This is a genomic window from Pseudomonas sp. UBA3153, assembly GCF_002364635.1.
Taxonomy (GTDB): Bacteria; Pseudomonadota; Gammaproteobacteria; order Pseudomonadales; family Pseudomonadaceae; genus Pseudomonas_O; species Pseudomonas_O kuykendallii.
Genome location: NZ_DEYR01000084.1, coordinates 1 through 2,507, shown reverse-complemented (window position 1 = coordinate 2,507; position 2,507 = coordinate 1). Strand labels below are relative to the sequence as shown.

4 protein-coding genes are annotated in these 2,507 nt (G+C 67.7%); 1 reads left to right on the top strand and 3 read right to left on the bottom strand.

Annotated features, from left to right (window positions below; translation table 11 throughout):
• Positions 1–381, bottom strand: a 381-nt coding sequence (locus B2X67_RS18330) for an Ada metal-binding domain-containing protein (RefSeq protein WP_286786384.1), incomplete at its 3' end; no start/stop codon positions are given.
• Between the two features lie 318 nt (positions 382–699).
• Between B2X67_RS18330 and B2X67_RS18325 the strand changes: the two genes are divergently transcribed.
• Positions 700–1,587 (top strand): PA4780 family RIO1-like protein kinase, encoded by an 888-nt coding sequence (locus B2X67_RS18325; RefSeq protein ID WP_090225369.1) that lies wholly within the window; start codon positions 700–702, stop codon positions 1,585–1,587.
• A 66-nt stretch (positions 1,588–1,653) separates the two neighbouring features.
• Here the strand turns inward: B2X67_RS18325 and cueR are convergent, their stop codons facing one another.
• Positions 1,654–2,055: a Cu(I)-responsive transcriptional regulator gene (cueR, locus tag B2X67_RS18320; protein WP_286786383.1), complete on the bottom strand. Its 402-nt coding sequence runs from the start codon at positions 2,053–2,055 to the stop codon at positions 1,654–1,656.
• Positions 2,056–2,145: 90 nt separating this feature from the next.
• A partial coding sequence (locus B2X67_RS18315) for an HAD-IC family P-type ATPase (protein ID WP_286786382.1) occupies positions 2,146–2,507 on the bottom strand: 362 nt, incomplete at its 5' end.

The following is a 2,507-nucleotide window of genomic DNA, read 5'->3' as shown; positions in this document are numbered from 1 at the left end:
GACGCTCTTCCGATCTAGCCCGGTGCGCGCCTTGAACGCCCGCGCCAGATGCGAGGGCGACAGGCCGATGCGCGCGGCCAGTTGCTCCAGCGTCGGCGTGGCTTCGCTGCTTTCCAGCAGGCGGCAGGCGGCGGCCACCAGGGCGTCCAGCTGCTGCGCCGGGCTCTGGCCATTGGGCACGCAGCGCTGGCAGGCGCGAAAGCCGGCGGCTTCGGCGGCGGCCGCATCGGCGTGGAAGCTGACGTTGGTGCGCAGCGGCCGGCGCGCCGGGCAGCTCGGCCGGCAGTAGATGCCGGTGGAGCGCACGGCAAAGACGAAGCGCCCGTCGAAGGCGGCATCGCGTTCGCAGACGGCTTGCCAGTAGCGCGCGGAGTCGGGCATGGACGGATCGCTCGGTTGAAGGAGTTCGATTGTCACCGCCCGCGCCGGCGCAGCCAATCCGCAACGCGCTTTCAAACGGCGCCGTGGGAGCGCAGGGCGATGAGGGTGGTCGAAGGCTGACGAAGGGGCTGACGCGGACCTCGCAGGCTTCTTCCGCCAATTCCCGAGGGCGTTGCCAATGCACGCCGGAAGGTCGCATGCCGGGCGGGCTTCTGTGACAATCGGTCCTCAGGGGAGGCGAAATGCCGTCGCGCCGATGCTAGGCTGCGGAAAATTTTACAGAGTCCTCGCTGACCCTTACGAGTCCCAAGGAGACCGATGAAAACGCCCAAACGACTGGAATCGTTGCTAGAGGACGGCCTCATCGACGAAGTGCTGCGACCCTTGCTCAGCGGCAAGGAAGCAGCGGTTTACGTGGTGCGCTGCGGCACCGAACTGCGTTGCGCGAAGGTCTACAAGGAGGCCAACAAGCGCAGCTTCCGCCAGGCCTCCGAGTATCAGGAAGGGCGCAAGGTCCGTAACAGCCGCGATGCCCGCGCCATGGCCAAGAGCACCAAGCACGGTCGCAAGGAGGCCGAGGAGGCCTGGCAGAACGCCGAGGTCAGCGCGCTGTTCCGCCTCGCCGCTGCGGGCGTGCGGGTGCCCAAGCCTTACGATTTCCTCGACGGCGTGCTGCTGATGGAGATGATCGACGACGGTTACGGCGATGCCGCGCCGCGTCTCAACGACGTCGACCTGGAGCCGGAAGACGCCCGCGAATTCCACGCCTTCATGATCGGCGAAATCGTCAAGATGCTCTGCGCCGGGCTGGTGCACGGCGACCTCTCGGAATTCAACGTGCTGCTCGACGCCCACGGCCCGGTGATCATCGACCTGCCGCAGGCGGTGGACGCCGCCGGCAACAACCACGCCTTCAGCATGCTCGAGCGCGACGTCGGCAACATGGCCGCCTATTTCGGCCGCTTCGCCCCGGAGCTCAAGTACACAAAGTACGCCAAGGAGATGTGGGCGCTGTTCGAGGAGGGCAAGCTGACGCCGGAGACCCGGTTGACCGGCCAGTTCGTCGAAGCCGAGGACGAAGCCGACGTCGACGCGGTGATGCGCGAGATCAAGGCCGCGCTGGCCGACGAAGCGCGCCGGCAGGCCGCGCTGAAGGATGATGACGACAAGGAGCAGGAACCGCCGCCACCGCCGTGGATGAGCTGAGCGGCGGCGCTTCGGCGCCGGAATCAAAAAAGCGAAGCCTCGGCTTCGCTTTTTTGTGCGCAGTGTTCAGGCGCAACAGCCGCCGGATTCCAGGTCCCTGAGGATCGGGCAGTCCGGGCGATGGTCGCCCTGGCAGTGTTCGACCAGCTCCTGCAGGGTGTCGCGCAGGCCGGCGAGTTCGGCGATCTTGCGGTTGAGTTCGTCGATGTGGCCGCAGGCGAGCGCCTTGACGTCGCTGCTGGCGCGCTGGCGGTCCTGCCAGAGGGTCAGCAGTTTGCCGACTTCCGCCAGGGAAAAGCCCAGGTCGCGCGAGCGCTTGATGAACGCCAGGCGGTGCAGGTCCTCGGTCGAATAGTGCCGGTAACCGCTGTCGCTGCGCGCGGCGGCGGGCAGCAGGCCGATGCTTTCGTAATAGCGCAGCATCTTCGCCGAGAGCCCGCTGTGGCGGGCGGCCTGGCCGATGTTCATGGGCTTCTCCTTTTCTGCGGGAGGTTCGTTGTCGTTGCCTGGGGTGCGCCATGCGCACCGCCTGGGTTGTCCCGGTGCGCAAGGCGCACCCTAGGACACATCGGGTTTCCAGTAGCGCAGCAGCAGCGCGTTGCTCACCACGCTGACGCTGGACAGCGCCATCGCGGCGCCGGCGACCACCGGGTTGAGCAGGCCGAAGGCCGCCAGCGGGATGCCGATCAGGTTGTAGACGAAGGCCCAGAACAGGTTCTGGCGGATCTTCGCGTAGGTGCGCCGGCTGATGTCCAGCGCCGCCGGCACCAGGCGCGGGTCGCCGCGCATCAGGGTGATGCCGGCCGCGTGCATGGCCACGTCGGTGCCGCCGCCCATGGCGATGCCGACATCCGCGGCGGCCAGGGCCGGGGCGTCGTTGATGCCGTCGCCGACCATCGCCACGCGCGCGCCGCCCAGAT